Annotated in this window: 16 protein-coding genes; 11 read left to right on the plus strand and 5 right to left on the minus strand. The window is 35.8% G+C overall.

Annotation, left to right across the window (positions count from 1 at the left end; genetic code table 11):
* Positions 1 to 70 precede the first annotated feature (70 nt).
* From dinB to ABYT26_RS08935, 4 genes are all read left to right on the plus strand, one after another.
* A complete protein-coding gene (dinB, locus tag ABYT26_RS08920) occupies positions 71 to 1,138 on the plus strand; it encodes a DNA polymerase IV (protein ID WP_372753008.1) in 1,068 nt (355 codons plus the stop codon).
* Between the two features lie 101 nt (positions 1,139 to 1,239).
* The gene (locus ABYT26_RS08925; RefSeq protein ID WP_372753010.1) at positions 1,240 to 2,022 is read left to right on the plus strand and encodes a 5'-nucleotidase C-terminal domain-containing protein; all 783 of its coding nucleotides are present in this window, start codon (positions 1,240 to 1,242) and stop codon (positions 2,020 to 2,022) included.
* Positions 2,012 to 2,944, plus strand: coding sequence for a metallophosphoesterase (locus tag ABYT26_RS08930; protein ID WP_372753012.1), 933 nt, complete (start codon positions 2,012 to 2,014; stop codon positions 2,942 to 2,944). The genes ABYT26_RS08925 and ABYT26_RS08930 overlap by 11 nt, the downstream gene beginning before the upstream one ends.
* A 60-nt stretch (positions 2,945 to 3,004) precedes the next feature.
* Entirely contained in the window at positions 3,005 to 3,880 is an 876-nt protein-coding gene (locus tag ABYT26_RS08935; protein ID WP_372753014.1) for a cation diffusion facilitator family transporter, read from the plus strand.
* 99 nt (positions 3,881 to 3,979) lie between these two features.
* Here the strand turns inward: ABYT26_RS08935 and ABYT26_RS08940 are convergent, their stop codons facing one another.
* Together ABYT26_RS08940 and ABYT26_RS08945 are read right to left on the minus strand one after the other, a co-directional pair.
* Entirely contained in the window at positions 3,980 to 4,939 is a 960-nt protein-coding gene (locus tag ABYT26_RS08940) for a DMT family transporter (protein WP_372753016.1), read from the minus strand.
* A gap of 64 nt (positions 4,940 to 5,003) precedes the next feature.
* Complete coding sequence (locus ABYT26_RS08945; protein WP_372753018.1) at positions 5,004 to 5,723, minus strand: XRE family transcriptional regulator; 720 nt, start codon at positions 5,721 to 5,723, stop codon at positions 5,004 to 5,006.
* Positions 5,724 to 6,439: 716 nt separating this feature from the next.
* Here ABYT26_RS08945 and ABYT26_RS08950 point away from each other — a divergent pair.
* Positions 6,440 to 7,459, plus strand: a complete 1,020-nt coding sequence (locus tag ABYT26_RS08950; protein ID WP_372753020.1) for a LacI family DNA-binding transcriptional regulator — start codon at positions 6,440 to 6,442, stop codon at positions 7,457 to 7,459.
* A 50-nt stretch (positions 7,460 to 7,509) separates the two neighbouring features.
* Here the strand turns inward: ABYT26_RS08950 and rlmN are convergent, their stop codons facing one another.
* Together rlmN and ABYT26_RS08960 are read right to left on the minus strand one after the other, a co-directional pair.
* Positions 7,510 to 8,556, minus strand: coding sequence for a 23S rRNA (adenine(2503)-C(2))-methyltransferase RlmN (rlmN, locus tag ABYT26_RS08955; protein WP_372753022.1), 1,047 nt, complete (start codon positions 8,554 to 8,556; stop codon positions 7,510 to 7,512).
* Positions 8,557 to 8,621: 65 nt separating this feature from the next.
* Positions 8,622 to 9,293, minus strand: coding sequence for a ferredoxin--NADP reductase (locus ABYT26_RS08960; protein WP_372753024.1), 672 nt, complete (start codon positions 9,291 to 9,293; stop codon positions 8,622 to 8,624).
* 424 nt (positions 9,294 to 9,717) lie between these two features.
* Between ABYT26_RS08960 and ABYT26_RS08965 the strand changes: the two genes are divergently transcribed.
* From ABYT26_RS08965 to ABYT26_RS08975, 3 genes are read left to right on the plus strand one after another with little or no spacing between them, the layout of a single operon-like run.
* Entirely contained in the window at positions 9,718 to 11,136 is a 1,419-nt protein-coding gene (locus ABYT26_RS08965) for a nicotinate phosphoribosyltransferase (protein WP_372753026.1), read from the plus strand.
* A 38-nt stretch (positions 11,137 to 11,174) separates the two neighbouring features.
* Positions 11,175 to 12,293 carry an alanine racemase gene (locus ABYT26_RS08970; RefSeq protein ID WP_372753028.1) on the plus strand — a complete coding sequence of 373 codons (1,119 nt, stop codon included), beginning with the start codon at positions 11,175 to 11,177 and terminating at the stop codon, positions 12,291 to 12,293.
* Positions 12,294 to 12,327: 34 nt separating this feature from the next.
* Complete coding sequence (locus ABYT26_RS08975; RefSeq protein ID WP_372753030.1) at positions 12,328 to 12,765, plus strand: DUF2062 domain-containing protein; 438 nt, start codon at positions 12,328 to 12,330, stop codon at positions 12,763 to 12,765.
* Positions 12,766 to 12,907: 142 nt separating this feature from the next.
* On the opposite strand, the gene ABYT26_RS08980 is transcribed toward ABYT26_RS08975, so the two are convergent.
* On the minus strand, positions 12,908 to 14,368 hold the full coding sequence (locus tag ABYT26_RS08980) for an aminoacyl-histidine dipeptidase (RefSeq protein WP_372753032.1): 1,461 nt from the start codon (positions 14,366 to 14,368) through the stop codon (positions 12,908 to 12,910).
* Positions 14,369 to 15,146: 778 nt separating this feature from the next.
* On the opposite strand from ABYT26_RS08980, the gene gluP reads away from it, so the two are divergent.
* The 3 genes from gluP to ABYT26_RS08995 all read left to right on the plus strand — a co-directional run bounded on the left by gluP (position 15,147) and on the right by ABYT26_RS08995 (position 19,847).
* Positions 15,147 to 16,370 carry a glucose/galactose MFS transporter gene (gluP, locus tag ABYT26_RS08985; RefSeq protein ID WP_372753034.1) on the plus strand — a complete coding sequence of 408 codons (1,224 nt, stop codon included), beginning with the start codon at positions 15,147 to 15,149 and terminating at the stop codon, positions 16,368 to 16,370.
* Positions 16,371 to 16,485: 115 nt separating this feature from the next.
* A complete protein-coding gene (locus tag ABYT26_RS08990) occupies positions 16,486 to 18,804 on the plus strand; it encodes a glucosamine-6-phosphate isomerase (protein WP_372753036.1) in 2,319 nt (772 codons plus the stop codon).
* 95 nt (positions 18,805 to 18,899) lie between these two features.
* On the plus strand, positions 18,900 to 19,847 hold the full coding sequence (locus ABYT26_RS08995) for an ROK family protein (RefSeq protein WP_372753038.1): 948 nt from the start codon (positions 18,900 to 18,902) through the stop codon (positions 19,845 to 19,847).
* Positions 19,848 to 19,855 lie beyond the last annotated feature (8 nt).

A 19,855-nucleotide genomic window follows, 5' to 3' on the forward strand; every position in this document is an offset into this window, starting at 1 on the left:
AAGCGCGTGTAAAATTACTAAAATTGAACTGATTTTTTTAAAAATTGAATAAGAGATATTAGCATTGAAAATGGCAGAGGAAACTCGTAAAATAATTCACATTGACATGGATGCTTTCTTTGCTTCGGTAGAGCAGAATGATCAACCAGAACTTCGTAATAAACCTGTGGCAGTGGGAGGATCGGCCGAAAGAGGAGTGGTTGCGGCTGCCAGTTACGAGGCACGAAAATTTGGAGTGCGTTCTGCCATGCCTTCCTCTATTGCTAAAAAAAGATGTCCTGAACTCATTTTTGTAAAAGTTAGGCATGATCGTTACAAGGAAATTTCGAAACAAATTATGTCAATTTTCTATGAATTTACCGACTTGGTAGAACCTCTTTCCATCGACGAAGCATTTTTGGATGTTACTCAGAACAAAAAGGAGTTGCCATCGGCAAGTTTGATTGCGAAGGAAATTAAAGCAAGAATTAAGGAATTAACTGGATTAACGGCCTCAGCAGGAATTTCGGTAAATAAATTCCTAGCGAAAATTGCATCCGATTATCAAAAACCCGATGGGCTTTTTGTGATTCCACCTAAAGATGTGGAAAGCTTTATTGAGAATTTAGCCATCGATAAATTTTTTGGGGTTGGAAAAGTTACGGCTGATAAAATGCATCAGCTGGGAATTTTCAGAGGAAAAGATCTTAAGGAGAGAAGCCTTAGTGAGTTAACTCGAAGTTTCGGGAAAGCGGGGTTGTATTTTTATCAAATTGCCAGAGGAATCGATCATCGTCCGGTAAATCCAAATCGGATTCGTAAATCGGTAAGTACTGAGCATACTTTCCATTCCGATTTATCGGATCGTGAATCCATAAAAAAAGATCTTGCTGTTACAGCCGAAGATTTGCTCTCTCGCATAAAAAAGAATGGTTTTAGGGGAAGAACTTTGAGCTTGAAGATTAAATATGGTAGTTTTGAGCAGATTACAAGGAGTAAGACTGTTTTTCAAGAATTGAATGAGCTCGATCAAATTCAAAAAATTGCCAATGAACTTTTCGATTTGGTTGAAGTAAAAGAAAGCATTCGTTTACTGGGCTTAACGGTTTCTAATCAAATAAATTTTTCGGAACCACTTCAATTAACAATTGATTTTTGAACTATTAAAGTGTAAATAATACGTAAGTCGAAGGTTTTTTATAGTTTTACCATCCCTAAAAAAGACAGGGATGTATTTTATTTTTTATATCTTGAATTTTTATGAGAACATTGTTATACAATTCATTGAAAATATTGATTTTACTGTTGGCGTTTTCTGCTTGTTCAGTAAGCAGTAAAATCAGCAAAAAAGAAGGTCATTACAATTATGCGGTTGATTCTCTCCTTGATTTCTATTCCCAGAGAGATACTAGTTTTTTAAATACCATTGAAAGCTATAAGTCGCAGCTTGATGGTGAAATGGGAGAGCTTATTTCCATTGCAGATGAACCAATGATTGCCCACAAACCTGAAAGTAAATTGTCCAATTACATTGCAGATGCCATGCTTAGCATTGGTAGAGATTTTTGTGTGAGCAATGGACTTTCTCATTCGGTGGATTTTGCCATAATGAACATTGGTGGAATTCGTTCTGGCATGCCCAAAGGTGAAATTAATACTGGTAAATTATTTGAAATGCTACCTTTCAAAAATAAATTAGTGATTTTGGGAATGAAAGGGAAAAATGTTCTTGATCTTTTAAATCAGTTAGCCCAAAGAAATGGGGAAGGAATCAGCGGGGTAAAAATGGGCATTAAAGAAGGAAGCGTAGTGGATGTTTTGGTCCAGGGAAAAACGATCGATCCAGATAAAGTTTATTATGTTATTTCTGTGGATTATCTGACTGATGGAGGTGGCGGAGTGTCTGCTTTTGCTCATCGAGAAACCTACCGACATTTGCATAAAAAATTGCGAGAAGAAATAATTAAATATATCAGCGATAAATATAAAAAAGGAGAACATATTTCGGCTGAATTAGATGGGAGGATTTATCATGTGGAATAGAAGAGATTTCTTAAAGAATATAGGTGCTGCAGGTTTGTTGTTAGGTTCTGGGTTTTTACCAAAAAGTGCTCTGGCAGCAAAAAAAGGACTGCAGAAAATTACCATATTGCATACCAATGATTTACACAGTAGAATTGATCCGTTTCCTAAATCCGATCCTGAATTTGGGGGTTTAGGTGGTTTTGCTCGTATCAATGCATTGGTTCAAAAAATCAGAAAAGAAGAAGAACAGGTTTTACTTTTTGATGCTGGCGATGTGTTTCAAGGTACGCCATACTTTAATTTTTTTAAAGGAGAAGCTGAATTTAAATTGATGTCGAAGATCGGCTATGATGCTGGAAATTTGGGAAATCATGAGTTTGATAATGGAATTGCAGGAATTGCAAGCCAGCTAAAATATTTGAACTTTCCCATATTAAATGCCAACTACCATCTTGCAGAAACCGAATTAGATGGGAAAATACCAGCCTATAAAATATTCCATAAAGGAGATTTAAAAATTGGAGTGTTTGGTGTTGGTGTTGATTTAGATGGTTATGTAGAACCCAAAAATAGAGGCTCTATTTACTATATTGATCCGGTAGATGTCGCTGAAGAAATGGTTGCTACTTTGAGAGACGAGAATGAGTGCGATCTGGTAATTTGCTTGTCGCATCTTGGACTTAAAAACGATGCTGGTGGAGATTGTGATCTTGATTTTGCCAAAAGAAGTCGGGGAATCGATTTAATTATAGGTGGTCATTCTCATACTTTACTGGAAACTCCCGAACGAATTTTGAATTTAGACGGAGAGGAAGTAATGGTAAATCAGGTTGGATGGGCAGGAATTGCTCTAGGTAGAATTGATTTCTATATAGATAAGAAGAATAAAACCAAATTAGCGGCAACAAAATTATTATCGCTGAATGAAAAATTGGTTTAGAGAATTGCATGCATTATAGATGACTTGCTTGCTCTTGCTAATTAGTAAAGTACAATTAAATTGAAAAATTTTAAATTAGATAAATCCAATTGGGCCTTTGTTGAAGGTTGGCTTTCTATTGTTGGAAACATTTTGCTTTTTGGATTAAAGTATTGGGCTGGGCTGGCTACTGGCTCTATTGCTATTATTGCTGATGCTTGGCATACTTTGTCGGATAGTTTAAGTTCAGTGATAGTTCTTATTAGCGCTAAAATTTCCAAAAAACCTGCCGATAAAGACCATCCTTTTGGGCATGGTCGAGCTGATTTAATTAGTGCTTTTATCATTGGAATGTTGTTACTTTTGGTGGCTTTTGATTTTATAATGAAATCATATAAGACTCTTCAGAGTGGCGAATCATCAGAGTTTGGTTCCATTGCTATTTTTGTAATGATTACTTCGGTTGTAATTAAAGAATTGTTGGCACAATTTGCTTATCGAGGTGCGAAAAAAACCAATTCAAAAGTGCTGAAAGCTGATGGATGGCACCATCGAAGCGATGCAATTTCATCCTTGGTTATCTTAGTGGGTATTTTTCTAGGTCCCTATTTTTGGTGGATCGATGGTACATTAGGGATGATAGTTGCTTTTCTTATTGGGCACGCTGCCTACGAAATAATTAGTGACTCTATTCATTCACTATTGGGAGAAAGTCCTTCTGATACGATTATCGAAGAGCTAAAGTTAAGCATTAAAGAAGTTCACGATTATGACATGGATCCACATCATTTTCATCTTCATGTGTATGGTGATCATACCGAACTAACCTTTCATATTGTACTTCCACAAAATATGTCCATTAAAAAAGCGCACGATATTGCTACTCTTCTAGAAAAGGTGATTCATGAAAAATATGGTTACGTATCAACTATTCATATTGAACCAGACGAAGCCTAAAACTTTCTTTTTTTTGATTATCTAAATTAAAAATAAAAAGACCCGAGTTTTTTGTAAAAATCAGAACAATTGATTGTAGGTGTAATTCGGCTGGGAATTTTAGTTGTTTTCACTGTTAACAGTAGAGGGAAGTGCCTTTTTCTTGTTTTTTCTGGAAAAGAAAACGGCTGTAATTGCTCCACCAATCACTAAAGATGCACCTATCATCGAGTAGATACTCAAGCTGTCGGTAGCAATCCATTGCACATTCATTACCGATAATACGGCGATACTTACTAAGGTAATAATAGGATTTACCGCTACTATAATACTCACTTTGTAGGCTTCGGTATATTTAAAGGCCAAGGCTAAACAGCCATAAGCAATTAATGTATTTAAACCCAGAAAAGTTACAATTAACCACGAGGAGAAATCGAGTTGTAGGAAGCTGCCATAATTAACAAAGGGAGCGTAAAAAATAGCTGGAATGCCATAAAGAACCATATTTAAAAGTTGTGCTGGGTGTTTTTGGACCAATTTTTTTTGCAAAGAGGCGTACAGAACCCACATGATTGCTCCTAGTTCGATCCAGAAAAAACCTTTGTTAAATGCTTCTTTATCGTTAATAAAAGCTTGTAACTGATTTTGGTAAAAGAGAAATAGACCCAATCCTGCTATGGCAAAACCAAGTAATTGTTTGCGGTTTACCTTTTCTTTAAAGAAGAAAATACCAACCAAAGCCAATAAAATAGGCGCTGTTTGCATTGTAATTTGGGCATTGCTCGGGCTGGTGTAATTAATTCCCTGCATAAATCCCAGGTAGTTTATTCCTAGTGCTACAGCAGCAATAAGCAAAATAAGTGGCGGCCTTTTTATGATTCTTAGCTGTTGTTTATCGGTATTTAGGTAGTAGATGAACAAAACTAAAAAAGCAAAGGTAAAACGAAACCAAACAATGGATATTGGATCCAAATCCTTTAGCGATACCTTTAAAAATATGGGAAGAAACCCCCACAGAAGAGAAGTGATCATGGCATATAGAACCCCTTTGTAATTATTTGAAGTTGTTGCTGTAGTCATTTTACTGCATGAATTTATTTAGAATGATTTTAAGAAATCAAAAGTAGAAAAAAGAAATTGTAATCTAATTTTTTGATGAGTTTGGAGCATCAGGTAATTGGAAACTCACATAACCTAAGGATTTCCATATTTCTAAAACATCATGGGTGCGAACTTCAAAGGAAGTGTATTCCTGATTGTCCGATTTCAAAAGTAACTGATGATGATCAAAATCTTTAACTACCCTTTTGTAAACAATTCCATCTTCGGCAGTTATCACAATGCAACAAGTATCGTCTTTTATCGAAGCCCAATCTTGCACATATTCGCAAATAATATACGATCCAGCGGGAACTGGTAGCATGCTATTTCCTTCAATCTGAAAAGCTCGGTATGTTTTGTTTTCTGAAAGTTCGGTAAAAGGCATTCTGAAATTAGGCAATTCGCCAATAAATTCTGCGTCCGAATAACCATTTAAATAACCTGCGGCCGCTTTTACTGGCACCAAACTGATCATTTCCTCGTTGTTAGCATCAACCAAAATAGGTAACACTCTTAGCTTTTCGCCCGAAATCTCTGCCTTTTTTTCCTCCTCCTGCCTGCTGATGTCTTCATTCACCAAACGATCTAAATTTTGCTGAAAAAATTTCGAATACTTCAATAAAGTGCTGATTTTTGGAATGCTTCGTCTTTTTTCGTAGGCACTTATCGACGAAGCGCCAACCCCAATTCGATGTGATAATCTGGTTTGCGATAATCTTTTGCGTAAGCGTAAATGTTTAAGGTTTTTATTTAAATTTTCCATGATAGAGAGTTGTTCAACTATATTTTTGCAAGTTGCAAATGTACAAGTTTGTTGCTTCTTTTTTACAAAAGAAAGTTCAATTCGAAAATTATCCCTTCATTTTTTTCCTTGCTAATTAATTTCATGAATTAGGCCGAAAGGGAAATGGAATTTTTACGTTTTGTGGTTTGAACAGATAGGCAATAGACTGGTGGATGGTACCATTTATGAATAACATGAGTTGATAGAAGCTTGTAAGCAATAACATTTTTTGAATTCAAAGAGAAATTGTAGCTACTTGTTGCGCTTAAGTTGTAGAAGCAGGATGTATTAAAAACAAATAAAAATTGATATGTATTTTAAATGAAAGCTGGAATATTCTTCAAACTTCGGTAGGAAAATATGGTATTTTGAGTTTAGTTTTATTATTTTACGGTTAAACTTTTTTGTTGGTTGCGAGTTGGACTGAATACTAGTAGACATACCTACAGCTTGTTATTGGTTGTTGTAATTTGAATTTTCAGGTTTAGAAATGCCTATAAATGAACGAATAATTATGAATAGCTCAAGTTAATTTGTGATATTAAAAAATGGGTATTATGCACCACAAAAAAGTAGAATTAACAAGATGGAAGCTATCTAAATTATATTATCTTTGTTAGCTATAGGGGGGATGTTTACTGAAATCAAAAGTATATTTTCCCGACCACCAAATGTAAGATTCTAAAATTATTACTATGGCAAATCGACCAGTAACCATTAAAGACATTGCTGAAAAGTTAAGTATATCAGTATCAACAGTATCTCGTGCTCTTAAGAACAATCCTGAAATTAGCTTAGCAACCAGAGAAGCAGTTCAGAAATTGGCTAAAGAATTAAAGTACCAACCAAATCCATTAGCTGTTGCTTTAAAAACTCAAAAATCGAATACTATTGGAGTTGTGGTTCCTCAAATCGTAAGTTCTTTTTATGCTACTGTAGTAAAGGGGGTTGAACAAGTTGCTGATGAGCATGGTTATCAGGTTTTTGTGAGTTCTTCGAATGAAAAGATTGAAAAGGAAGAGAAGAATGTAAATGGATTTTTAAACATGAGAATGGATGGAATTATTCTATCGCTTACTCGTGCTACGGATACTTACGATCATATTCATAAGGTACTGGATTTGGGTGTTCCAATGGTACTTTTCGATCGTACATCAAAAGAATTAGAAGTGTCGAAAGTAGTTGCAGATGATGCTGCTGCTGCACATACAGCTGTTACTCACTTGTTGGATGGTGGGGCTAAAAGAGTTGCTTTTTTAACTGGGCCAGAATTTATGCTTTTTGGTAGAAATCGATTGAGAGGTTATAAAAAAGCTTTGGAAGATAAAAATATTCCATTGGATGAAACCTTAATTTCTCGTTGTGATTTTACTGTGGAAGATGCCAAACGCTTAACATTGGAATTGTTAAAACGTTCAAATCGTCCGGATGCTATTTTTGCCATTAACGATGATATGGCAATTGGAGCTATTGCAGCTGCAAAAGAATTGGACCTTAAAATTCCTGATGAAGTAGCAGTGGTAGGATTCTCAAATTCTCGTCGTTCCAGATATATGGAGCCTTCAGTATCTACTATGGATCAGAATCCAAAAGAAGTTGGTCGCGAAGCTGCACGTTTGCTATTTCGTCAGATGGAGAAAACAGCGGATGCTAAATCCATCAAAGAAGTGGTTGTTCATGCCGATCTAATTGTAAGAGCATCGAGTGAGAAATAAGAAAATATAGATGAAAAAAAATCCTGCTTAATTAAGCAGGATTTTTTTGTTTAAAAGTCTTCATTTTGTTTCTTCACCAGTTCCTTTGTGGAAAGTAATCCGCAAGCAGCAAAAATATCAAGTCCTCTCGATCGTCTGATTGTGGTTGTAATTCCTTTTTTGTTGAGTTGCTCTTTGAAATGTTCCATTGTTGCTTCATCTGCTCCGTCTAATGGAGTATCCGGAATTGGATGAAAGCGAATTAAATTAATTCTACATTTAATTCCATCTAAAATTCTACAGAGCTCTTTTACATGTCTAGGACTATCGTTAATTCCTTTGAACATGATGTATTCGAAAGAAATTCTTCGTTGTAGACCAAAATCAAAATCTTTAATGATTTTTAGAACATCTTTAATTGGATAAACATTTTGAACTGGCATTAATTTTTTTCTCTCATCATCGAAAGGAGAGTGAAGACTAACCGCTAAATGGCATTCGCTATGGTTAAGAAATTCAATCATTCCAGGAATAATCCCAATGGTCGAAACAGTAATTCTTCTGGGACTCATGGCCATACCATAATCCGAAGTAAGAATTTCTAATGATTTCATGAGCTGTGGAACATTGTCAAGCGGTTCTCCCATACCCATATAAACAATATTGGTAAGATGTTCTCGTTCGGGTAAACTTCGAACTTGATTGATGATTTCGCCACTTGACAATTGACCTTGAAAACCTTGTTTCCCAGTCATGCAAAATAGACAGCCCATTTTGCAGCCTACTTGAGACGAAACACAGAGGGTATTTCTCTTGTTGTCAGGAATGTAGGCTGTTTCTATGAATTTGTGAGCATGTGCTGTTGGGTACAAGTATTTTTTTGTGCCATCTACAGATGTTTGTACTTTCGTAGAAGCTGTAATGCCAAGATCATATTTTTCCTGCAAAGCTGTTCTTGCCTTAGCGGATAGATTCGACATTTCGTCGATGCTCGTAATGTTTTTTTTATACAACCAATCGGCAATTTGTTTGGCTGTAAATTTTGGAAGCTTCAAATCAGCTACTACTTGAGACAATTCATCAAGTGTTTTTCCTAAAAGGATATCTTTAACCATCATTCTATTTTGTAATTACAGATTGTCAGAAGTTTACAAAATGTTCTGCTGTCTGTGAATTAATTGAATTAAAAGTAGATTTCAGCTACAATTCTTTCGTATTGAACGCCACGTTTAATCAAAAGATCTCGCACTTCAACAACCATTTCAGGACTACCGCACAGAAAAAAGCGGCAGTTGTCAGGAAGTTGTTCTACTTCCTGCAAATATCGTGTTAATCTTCCATGATACAAACCCTCAGCCTGATCTTGTGAGCAACAACGAATATATTTGTCTTTGAGAAAGGGAATAAATTCTTTTTCAAAATAAAAAGAATGCTTATATCTGCCTCCGTGAATTAAGGTTTTGTTCTTTAGTAATCCAGAGCGAAACATCGCAGAAAAGGGGGCAATTCCTGTTCCGGAAGCAATCCACCATGCGGGTGAATTATCGTCTATAAAGTCGCCATCGGGATCGGTGATGTAAAGTTCCGAACCTGCTTTAATTTCGCTTAGTCTAGGTGTAAGCCAACCATCATCTTTTAGGTTGTAGAGAATTTGAACTTCGCTGTCGTTTTCACCGCTTGCAATTGTATACAAGCGCGGAGTAACATTTAAATCTGTTGTTAAACCAATATATTGACCAGCCTTAAAATTTGTTAGCTTTTTGTAGGTTAATACAAATACGCCGGGAGCTATTGCTTTGTTTTCAAGGATTATTGTAGTTGATAATTTCTTTTTTTGTTTTGTTGTTGATTCCATATAATATTACTTTTGAATGGGCACAAATATAACAATTATTTATAAAGATTCTAAATTGTAAAAGGTCAAATTGTCTTGTTTTTGTACGACCAAAAATATTCTTTGTTTATAATGCTACAATTGTAAGAATATATGAAATTGTCCAACTTTTGAATTCTGTGTGAACTTTGTTAATAAATAGTGATTGTATTTTTGTGTGAATTTTAAATCTTCAAAAAAATCAACGTAGAGAAACGGATTAGAAAGGCTTTCTATTTTTTATTTTTACAACCCTGAGTGGTAGTTTTAAGTGTAGTTGAGTCTTTTTACCATTGATTAGGAACAAAATTATATTTCGGGTTTTCTTAGCCAGATCAATTCCACATTTCTGGGCAGCCTAGCATATATTCCCTATATTTGATCTGATTTTATTTAACTCAATCGAATGAACACATTAACAGAAAATTCAGGATTGTATACCGATTTCTATGAGCTAAGCATGGCTCAGGGATATTTTTTAAGCGGTAAGAAAGATGACCAAACAGTTTTTGACTACTATTATAGAACCAATCCATACGAAGGAGGATACCTTGTTTTTGCTGGTTTAGAGGATCTTTTACAGGTTTTGAAGTCGTTTCAATACAACGAGGAAAATATTGCTTTTCTGAAGAAAGCAGGCTTAAAGGACGAATTTTTGGATTATTTAAGGGATTTTAAATTTACAGCCACGATCTATAGCATGAGAGAGGGTGAGATTGTATTTCCGAATGAACCTTTGGTGCGAGTTGAAGGGAATATAATAGAAGCACAACTGATTGAAACTCTTCTTTTGAATTATTTGAATTTTCAGTCTTTAATAGCAACAAAAGCCTGTCGTATAAGAAATGTGATCGGAGAAAAGGATTTTGCCGATTTTGGTTTACGAAGGGCTCAGGGTTTGGGTGGTGTTCATGCTAGCCGAGCAGCAGTAATTGGTGGTGCAAATGCAACTTCTAACGTGTACAGTGCTTTTAATTACGATATTCCAGTTACTGGAACTCAGGCTCATGCCTGGATTCAGAGTTTTGATTACGAAATGGATGCTTTTCGCAGATATGCAGAAATTAATCCTGACAAAACAGTTTTGCTTGTAGATACATACAATACGCTTAAGTCTGGAATTCCTAATGCCATAATTGTTGGGAAAGAACTGGAAGCTAAAGGTTATAAAATGATCGGAATTCGTTTGGATAGTGGTGATTTGGCTTATTTGAGTAAAAAAGCCAGAAAAATGCTTGATGACGCAGGATTGGATTATGTGAAAATAATCGCTTCGAATCAGCTAAATGAGTATGTGATTAAAAGTTTAAACGATCAGGGAGCTCAAATTGATGGCTATGGGATTGGTACTGAATTAGTAACGGGAAAAGATACTGGAGCTTTGGATGGTGTGTATAAGTTAGTACAGACCAATGGGATTCCTCGGATAAAAATATCGGAGAATATTGAAAAAATTACTATGCCTGGAAAGAAAAAAGTAATTCGATATTTCGATGAGGATGGATTCTTTTTTAGAGATGGGATACTGCTTGAGAATGAAGAGTCGACCAATCGCTTGTTTCATCCTTTTCAAGCTGATAAAAACACTTATGTTAGCCATTGTAGCAGTGAGGTTATCACCGAGAAAGTGATGGAAAATGGAGAGATCTTAATCGAAAGTAAAACTCCGGTAGAAATAAATGCTTATCTACGAAAGCGTTTTGCTCAGTTGCCTGATGAACACAAGCGTTTTATCAGTCCACATATCTACAAAGTTGGTTTTTCGGAGAGTTTGTTGAGTGTAAGAGATCATCTACTCATGGATATAAGGTCTAAAATTAGATAGAAATATAGTTTGTTAAAAATTAGTTCGATTCATTTTTGATGCTAAACATAGATTCCCAAATAATTCGTCCTACTCTTTTGCTTGATAAGCAAAAATGTTTGACTAATATTGATAGTATGCTGGCTAAAGCACAGCGTTCTAGTACACGTTTACGACCACATTTTAAAACTCATCAGTCGGCTAAGGTTGGAGAGTGGTTTCGAGAAAGAGGAGTGGAAGCCATATGCGTCTCGTCGTTAAAGATGGCAGAATATTTTGCAAATAATGGATGGAAGGATATTACAGTGGCGATTCCTGTAAATGTGCGCGAAATTGATTTGATCAATGAGTTGGCTTCTCTGATTCAATTGAATTTATTAGTAGAATCGCGGGAAGCAATTTTATTTTTACAGTCGGAACTTCGGCATTCAATAAATGTATTTATTAAGGTAGATACAGGTTACCAGCGTTGTGGAATTCCTGCAGAGGCAACAGGTTCTCTTCGTTTACTAGTGAATTTAATGAAGGAGTCAGATAAAATTCACTGTAAGGGTTTTTTAATGCATGCCGGACACAACTACAAGGCTGTTGATCAGGAGCAAATTCACAAAAATCATAGCAAGGCATTGTTAGATTTAAATGAATTGAAAGATGTTTTTCGTAAAGATATTCCGGGTATTGAGGTTTCTTTGGGCGATACGCCAGCTTGCAGTATAAGTGAGGAATTCTATGGTATTGATGAAATTCGTCCGGGTAATTTTGTTTTTTATGACCTGATGCAATATGTGCTGGGAACTTGTGATGAGAATCAAATTGCGGTAGTGATGGCTTGTCCGGTAATTGCACGAAATATTGATAGAAATGAATTGGTGATTCAGGGTGGTGGTGTTCATTTTTCAAAGGAATTTCTGGAGGCAGACGATGAGGGTACTAAACTGTATGGAAGTATTGTTCGAATAACTGAAAATGGATGGAGCGAGATTTTAGGTGGAGGGTTTTTAGCCAGCCTATCGCAGGAGCATGGGATTATTCGCTGTAGCGATGAGTTGTTTGATGAATTCGTTATTGGTGATTTAGTGGGAATTGTGCCCGTTCATTCGTGTATGACTGCCAATTTAATGAGAGGTTTCTTAACTATTGATGGAGAATGGATTGAAACAATGAATAGTTGTCAGTGATTAGTGGTTTTTGTTGCGTGAAGAAAATGTGCTTATGAAAGTATTTGAAATTAGCAAAGTGAAAAAGGCAATTGTGGCCGAGATAACTTGTGTAGATAATTCAAATTCATTGATTGCGATGTCTCTTTCTTTGGGACTGTTTTTTGCTTTTTCTCCTGTCTGGGGTTTTCAAACACTGCTTGCAGTATCTTCTGCCTTGTTTTTCCGCTTGAATAAAGTTCTTACTCTAATTACGGTTAACATTAGTAGTATACCTCCTTTGATTCCATTTATTTTAGTGGCTGGATATCAGACTGGAGCTCTTGTTTTGCAGGGGAAGTTTCAGAAGGAAATTCCCAACTTAATGAATGTAAATACTTTGGGTGAAAATTACTTGCAATTTGCTTTGGGATCGCTAGTTTTTGCAACATTGGTTGGACTTGTTTCTTATTTGGTGATATTTCTTACCTTAGGAAGGTATCGTAAGTTGTAATTCTTTTGATTGTAAGGTTTAAGTTATGGGGTGATGTGAGAAGCCCGAAAGAGAACCTAGAGCAAAATCCCGACAGGGACCTTCCCTATAAAAAAAGGAACGCACAAAAGTACGTTCCTTGCTAATCTATAATTTTACTCTGTTATTTTACGGGAATGTTTTTCAAGGTTTCCACCAAGAAATCCCAGAATTTAGTTACTGTATCAATTTTCACTTTCTCATCAGGAGAGTGAGGGAAACGAATGGTTGGTCCAAATGAAATCATATCCCAATGAGGATAAGCAGCACCAAGTAAACCACACTCTAAACCAGCGTGAATGGCTTTTATTTCAGGTGTTTTTCCATATTTTTTGTTGTAAATATCCTGCATAGTTTTTAGAATTGGAGAATCCATATTTGGTTTCCATCCTGGATATTCCCCTTCTAATTTTACTTTTCCACCAGCCAAAACAAAAGTGGAAACAATTGCTTGTCCTAAATCTTCTTTTGCAGTATTTACTGATGAACGAAGTAAGGCTTGAATGAAAACTACGCCATCTTTACTAACTACGCGAGCCAAGTTACTAGATGTTTCAACCAATCCAGGAACAGCATCGCTCATGCGAATAACACCATTTGGACAAGCATATATTGCATTGATTAGATTCTTTTGACTTTTGTTTTTGAATACGTATTTTGGAGTATCGGTAGGCTCAGCGAAAAAAGCTAAATCGGGTTCAACTGCTGATAATTCTGCTTTGTAAATAGCTTCGTATTCGGCAACGCCAGCTAGGAACTTGTCGGTGTATCTTTCGGGAATCGTTACAATCGCAAATGATTCACGAGGAATGGCATTTCGTAAGGATCCACCATCTACTGAAGACATTCTTAGTTTGAATTTTTTAGTTGCGTACTTTAAGAATCGGAATAAAAGTTTGTTGGAGTTAGCACGCCCCAAAATGATTTCCATTCCTGAGTGACCTCCTTTTAGACCTTTCATGCACAACTTATAGCCTACATATCCTTTGTCTAATTTATCTTCTTTGTATTTGAATGTGATGTTGGCATCCATACCGCCGGCACAGCCTACATATAGTTCTCCTTCATCTTCCGAATCCATATTTAGAAGGATGTCACCCTCTAAAATGTCTTTTTCAAGACCAAAAGCACCTGTCATCCCGGTTTCTTCATCAGCTGTGAATAAAGCTTCGATAGGACCATGTTCAAGATCTTTCGATTGAAGAACAGCCATAGCTGCGGCAACACCCATTCCGTTATCGGCACCAAGAGTTGTTCCGTTGGCAGTAACCCAATCACCATCAATTAAGGTTTCAATAGGATCTTTTTCAAAATCGTGGTCGGTATCTGCATTTTTTTGAGGTACCATGTCTAGGTGACCTTGTAATACAACCCCTTTACGATTCTCGAAACCAGGGGTTGCTGGTTTTTTTATGATGATGTTTCCAGTTGCATCTTTAATGGTTTTCAAACCCAAATCTTGTCCAAATTTCATCATGAAATCCTGTATGGCACTTTCGTGTTTTGATGGGCGTGGTATTTGTGTTAATGAATAAAAGTTTTCCCAAATAGCCTTAGGCTCCAGGCTTAAAATTTCTTTGCTCATTATAATATTCCTCCGTTAAATTTTAGTGTTATTTCGTCAAGAGCATTAAAGGTAGTATTTTTTCATCAAGCCGAAAAGATAATCAGAAAAAGACATAGGGAATTAAGGATTTTTAAGAGGTAAGAGGGGACATATTAAATAAAGAATGTGATTTTGAGAGTTGAAATTGTGTATGCTTTTGATGGAAGGGGAGGTTCTTTTTTTTCTGTGTTGATCATGTCTTTTTGGGGAATGTGTTACGACCATAAGTAAATAATTATTTAGGGGAATTAAATTAATATCAAATTGAGAATCTGCCCATCTTTAAAAATAATTTACAAAAGTGTAGGGTTGTTAATGAAAATATTTATATTTGTGTTTGTAATAGGTTAGATTAGTAAGGAAAGCTGATTCCTTTGGGTTTTCAATTCGTATTGAAAGTTTTTGTAGAAGTAGTGTTCTTTTAGGAATCAGTTTTAAGTAAGAACAACCATCAGTCGTTTCTAATTTTATTGGGACATTGTAGTAGTGGTGATGTTAGACGGATGGTTGTTTTCTTATTTGAAATTAAAAATTCAATTTCCTTCCTATAGTATTTAGGAAGGAATATGGTTTTTAGATCAGAAGTTGTTGTGAGAATCAACTTTTTAAGCCTACGCTATGTGCATAGAATTGAGTAGCGAAAAAGGGAAATTGATATTATGCTTGTTGTAATTGGGTTGACCCACAAATGATGCCAAGTTTTAAAAATAAGATAACCGATAGAAATTATAAATATTAATCTCATAATTATAAAACTATGCTTGACGAAAAAAACGCCAATTCTGTTGTAAAAGGGTATGTGATACCTCTTATCATTGTTGGAGTAATGTTTTTTGCTATTGGATTTGCTCTAGGAATTAATAGTTACATCATTCCACTTTTGAATAAAGCTTTGGATATTTCTTCGGCGGAATCATATTTGGTAATTGCCGCAACTTTTTCGGCTTTCTTGATTTTTGGATATCCAGCATCTTTGGTTATTGGTAAGATAGGTTATAAGAAAACAATGGCATTATCTTTCTTGATGTTTGCGCTTGGTTTCTATTTGTTTATTCCATCTGCAAAAATGGAGAGTTTGCCACTTTTTTTATTGGCTTCTTTTGTTAGTGGTATGGGAAACACGTTTTTACAAGCTTCTGTAAATCCGTACATTACGATTTTAGGTCCGATTGAAAGCGCTGCTAAGCGAATGAGTTACATGGGAATTGCAAATAAATTGGCTTGGCCAATTGCTCCTTTGTTTCTAGCCTTAATAATTGGAAAAGAGGTGGAAAATGTATCTCTAACAGATATTAATATTCCTTTTTATATTATTATAGGTGTATTTGTTCTTTTAGGAGTATTAGCGCTTTTGGCTAAACTTCCTGAGGTTAAGGCTGTTGGTGAAGATGAAGATTCGGGTGAAGTTTGTGAGTATGCAGCAAGCAAAACCTCCGTATGGCAATTCCCTCATTTATTATTGGGTGTATTGGCTTTATTCTTATATGTAGGGGTTGAAACAGTGTCGTTAGGAACATTAGTTGATTATGCTACTAGTCTTGGTTTGGCAAATCCTGAATATTATGCTTGGATAGCACCAATCGGAATGGTTATTGGTTATATATGTGGTGCTGTTCTAATCCCAAAATATATGAGTCAAGCTACTGCCTTGAAAATTTGTGCTGTTTTGGCTCTTTTTGGGTCGTTGATGGTTGTATTTTCTCCAGAAGTTTATTCTATTTATTTCATTGTATTTATGGCATTGGGATGTTCATTAATGTGGCCAGCTTTGTGGCCATTAGCGATGACTGATTTAGGTAAATTTACGAAAGCAGGCTCATCTTTAATGGTAATTGCAATTGTAGGTGGTGCTTTGATTCCAACTATTTACGGATTGATGAAGGATTCTGTAGGTGCTCAATCGGCATATTGGATTTGTGTTCCTTGTTTTCTTTATATTCTTTATTATGGTTTAAAAGGACATGAAATTAGAACGAAATAGAATTTCGTTAAGACTGACGAATTAGAAGTAAAGCGTGCTACAACAATGTTTCACGTGCGAAAAAGTGTTTTGAAAGAGTAAGGCGAATAAATTATAGAAACAAAAAATGGATACTATGTTTACATCAAAAGTAGAACAAGCATTTCATGAGTTGTCGGGAATGTCAGAAATCACAAGTAAAATTCCTTATGTTACAGTTGATAATTTCCCAAAATTAGGATTGATGACTTCGCTCCGTTTTTTAGAATGGGCCGAGCAAAATCCACAAGGTGTAATTAGTTTGCCAACTGGTAAAACTCCTGAGTATTTCATTAAATATACTCAATTCCTATTAGAGAATTGGAATCAAGCTAAAGGATTGGATATTCGCACTCAATATGGGCTGGGAAATATGTCTAAGCCCGATTTAAGAGGATTGCAGTTTGTACAGATTGATGAGTTTTATCCAATTGATCCACGTCAGCACAATAGTTTTTATAACTATGTGATGAAATACTATATTGAAGGGTTTGGTTTGGATAAATCCAATTCATTACTGATTAATTCCGAAGAAATTCCTTTGGTTGATAACAAGCACTTTTTAGAGGTTTTTCCGGATTATAATATTGACTTGTCTTTACGATACCGCGAGGCAACATGTGTTGTAGAGGAAATGCAACAGAAGTCAATCTTTAAGATCGATAATTGGTGTACTTCATACGAAAAGCAAATTCGCGATAAAGGTGGCATTGGATTTTTCCTTGGTGGAATTGGTCCTGATGGTCATATTGCTTTTAATACTCGCGGATCTGATCATTATTCTACAACTAGACTTACAAAAACAAATTTTGAAACTCAGGCTGTTGCAGCTGGTGATTTGGGAGGAATTGAAGTGTCCAGAAATCGTTTGGTTATTACCATTGGTTTGGATACAATCACTCACAATCCAGATGCCGTTTCCATTATTTTTGCAGCAGGGGAAGCTAAAGCCGATATTGTAAAAGGATCTTTGGAATCGGAAGCTGATGCTATTTATCCAGCTTCTGTTCTTCAGCGTCAGAAAAACAGTCGTTTTTATTTGACAACTGGTGCTGCCTGTAAGTTAACCGATAGTGTAAATCAATACTACAAAGAAGGAGATTGGACTGAGGCAAAAACCGAACGATCCATCATTGATCTTTGTCAGAAAATTAATAAATATGGTCATCATTTAAGTCTTGAGGATTTAAAATCAGATCCATATACTTCTCAAATTCCAAATTTGAACGAAAATACCGTTAAATCGGTTATAGAAACGGTAAAAGCGAAGTTGCAAAAAGGAATGAAGGCAGATACCGATGAGGTAATTTATCATACGGGTCCTCATCATGATGATATTATGCTGGGAATTATGCCTTACACGAATCGGCAAATGCGTTCGGCAAGTAATGACGTTCATTTTTCTGTTTTAACATCAGGATTTACCGCTGTTACCAACGGATTTGTGATTGGTGTACTTAAAGAATGTCAGAATTTTATTGATAAAGGAGAGATTCAGATGTTGGAATATCCTGATTTTTTCGAGAAAGGATATGCTGAAAAGTGGGACAAAGACGTTTACCATTTTCTAAATTCTGTTGCAGAACGTAATGAGAATGGCAAACGAAGAGGTTTGTGTCATCGAGTGATTCGTTCTATTGTTGAAGTTTGGAAGGTGAGTAATAAATCGAGTCTTAAAGAAGTAATTGCTGAGGTAATTGCTGATTTAGAAAATAGTTACGATGGAGGAAAAAACTCTCCAGAAGTACAGAAGATGAAAGGAATGATTCGCGAGTTTGAAGAGGAGCTGGTTTGGGCTCATTTTGGAACTCCTGTCAAAAATGTTCATCATTTACGCTTGGGCTTTTATAAAGGTGATGTATTCACCGAATTGCCTGAAAAAAATAGAGATATGCTTCCTGTGTTGGAAGAATTTAGAAAACACAAGCCGACAATTATAAGTTTGGCTATGGATCCAGAAGGAAGCGGTCCTGATACACATTATAAAGTACTACAAGCCATCGCTGGGGCGGTTAAAGAGTGGAAAGAGGAAGAAGATTTATCAAATTTGAAAATCATAGGTTATCGTAATGTTTGGTTTAAATATCATCCTTCCGAAGCCGATGCAATTGTTCCTGTTTCGTTGAATGCTTTGGATGTGATGGAAAATTCGTTTACTGAAAGTTACATGAGTCAGGTAAATGCATCTTTTCCTAGCTACGAGTACGATGGTAAATTTAATGAGTTAACCCAAAAGGTTTGGGTTCAACAACTCAAACAAATTCAATTGCTTTTAGGCAAAAATTTCTTTTATGAAAATGCTCACCCATTGGTGCGAGCTACACACGGATTGGTGTATTTAAAAGAAATGACTGCCGATGAATTTGTGTCGATGGCACAAGATTTAGAAAAAGCGGTTGAAGAAAATCCGTTTTAAGTACCACACATAAATACCTCAGGATCGAGGGAGTTTCCCTCGGTCCTATTTTCGTTTAAGGGAGACATAGTAAGTAAAGAAAGACAAGTTACGAAATGATCGATATAGTAATAGGAATAGATTTAGGAGGAACGAATACAGCTTATGCATTTGTTGATATAAAAGGAAAGTTGTGGGATAATGGAAGTATTCCAACACAAACGCATGAGCATTTTGATGATTATTTGAATGAGTTATTTTCGACTATAAATTTGAAATTAGAAAATAGCAATTTTAATTTAATAGGAATCGGTATTGGTGCACCAAATGGAAATTACAGAACGGGAACCATTGACGATGCAGCTAATTTACGTTGGAAAGGTAAGTTGAAGATTGTTGAAAAGATTACGGCTCATTATAAGGTTCCTGTAAAGTTAACTAATGATGCTAATGCTGCTGCATTGGGAGAACGTCTTTTTGGTGGTGCTAAAGGTTTGTCGGACTTTTTGGTGGTGACTCTAGGAACAGGTTTAGGTAGTGGAATTGTAGTAAATGGAAACTTACTTTACGGTCACGATGGTTTTGCTGGCGAAGTAGGGCATATAATTGTGCGACCAGAAGGTAGAGAGTGTGGCTGTGGTAGACGAGGATGTTTAGAGACCTATGTTTCGGCAACAGGAGTAAAGCGTACTACTTATAAGATGTTGGCCAAACACTTAAATACTAGTTGTTTAAAAGATGTATCTTTTAATAATTTAAATGCCGCTATGGTTGCCGAAGCTGCTAATAAAGGTGATTTACTTGCCTTGGAAGTTTTTGCTTACACCGGAAAAATGTTGGGTGAAGCATTGGCTAATGTGGTTTCAATAACAAGTCCTAAAGCTATTTTCTTTTTTGGAGGATTATCAAAAGCAGGTGATTTGCTTTTCGATCCTGTTCGTGAAACATTAGAGAAAAATTTACTATTTCTATATAAAAATAAAATTACCTTACAGGTTTCTGAATTAGGTGATGATGCTGCCGTTTTAGGTGCCGCTGCATTGATTTGGAACGATCAGCTTTAATGTATCGA

It is taken from the genome of Labilibaculum sp., from assembly GCF_041595635.1.
Taxonomy (GTDB): domain Bacteria; phylum Bacteroidota; class Bacteroidia; order Bacteroidales; family Marinifilaceae; genus Labilibaculum.

Coding starts and splice junctions, on each gene's coding strand:
- ABYT26_RS08940 (WP_372753016.1), bottom strand. CDS start 4,939: ATGACTACAGCAACAACTTCAAATAATTACAAAGGGGTTCTATATGCC.
- ABYT26_RS08980 (WP_372753032.1), bottom strand. CDS start 14,368: ATGAGCAAAGAAATTTTAAGCCTGGAGCCTAAGGCTATTTGGGAAAAC.
- ABYT26_RS08960 (WP_372753024.1), bottom strand. CDS start 9,293: ATGGAATCAACAACAAAACAAAAAAAGAAATTATCAACTACAATAATC.
- ABYT26_RS08975 (WP_372753030.1), top strand. CDS start 12,328: ATGAAAGTATTTGAAATTAGCAAAGTGAAAAAGGCAATTGTGGCCGAG.
- ABYT26_RS08945 (WP_372753018.1), bottom strand. CDS start 5,723: ATGGAAAATTTAAATAAAAACCTTAAACATTTACGCTTACGCAAAAGA.
- ABYT26_RS08950 (WP_372753020.1), top strand. CDS start 6,440: ATGGCAAATCGACCAGTAACCATTAAAGACATTGCTGAAAAGTTAAGT.
- ABYT26_RS08990 (WP_372753036.1), top strand. CDS start 16,486: ATGTTTACATCAAAAGTAGAACAAGCATTTCATGAGTTGTCGGGAATG.
- rlmN (WP_372753022.1), bottom strand. CDS start 8,556: ATGATGGTTAAAGATATCCTTTTAGGAAAAACACTTGATGAATTGTCT.
- gluP (WP_372753034.1), top strand. CDS start 15,147: ATGCTTGACGAAAAAAACGCCAATTCTGTTGTAAAAGGGTATGTGATA.
- ABYT26_RS08970 (WP_372753028.1), top strand. CDS start 11,175: ATGCTAAACATAGATTCCCAAATAATTCGTCCTACTCTTTTGCTTGAT.
- dinB (WP_372753008.1), top strand. CDS start 71: ATGGCAGAGGAAACTCGTAAAATAATTCACATTGACATGGATGCTTTC.
- ABYT26_RS08965 (WP_372753026.1), top strand. CDS start 9,718: ATGAACACATTAACAGAAAATTCAGGATTGTATACCGATTTCTATGAG.
- ABYT26_RS08925 (WP_372753010.1), top strand. CDS start 1,240: ATGAGAACATTGTTATACAATTCATTGAAAATATTGATTTTACTGTTG.
- ABYT26_RS08995 (WP_372753038.1), top strand. CDS start 18,900: ATGATCGATATAGTAATAGGAATAGATTTAGGAGGAACGAATACAGCT.
- ABYT26_RS08930 (WP_372753012.1), top strand. CDS start 2,012: ATGTGGAATAGAAGAGATTTCTTAAAGAATATAGGTGCTGCAGGTTTG.